Here is a 228-nt window from a genome sequence, read left to right on the forward strand (position 1 = left end):
CAAAAGCTAGTCCTAGATGAGATAGTGTATTTTCTTAGTGGTAAAGGGATATGGAAAATAGGAGCGGATAAGTTAGCGGAAAGAGTAGGCTGTAGTGAAAGAACTGTTTATAATGCTGTGAGAGCTATTAAGCAAACTGGAACTATATTAGTCTGCAGATTAGCGGATAACAATGCTGGTAAATACATATTCGTTTATAAGGATCATCCTAATTTCGATGACATAATG

1 protein-coding gene is annotated in these 228 nt (G+C 36.0%); it reads left to right on the plus strand.

Annotation, left to right across the window (positions count from 1 at the left end; all coding sequences use genetic code 11):
* Positions 1 to 24: 24 nt before the first annotated feature.
* A partial coding sequence (locus tag EOC06_RS39500) for an HTH domain-containing protein (RefSeq protein ID WP_164899125.1) occupies positions 25 to 228 on the plus strand: 204 nt, incomplete at its 3' end.

The organism is Mesorhizobium sp. M7A.F.Ca.MR.362.00.0.0 (assembly GCF_004023175.1).
Classification (GTDB): domain Bacteria; phylum Pseudomonadota; class Alphaproteobacteria; order Rhizobiales; family Rhizobiaceae; genus Mesorhizobium.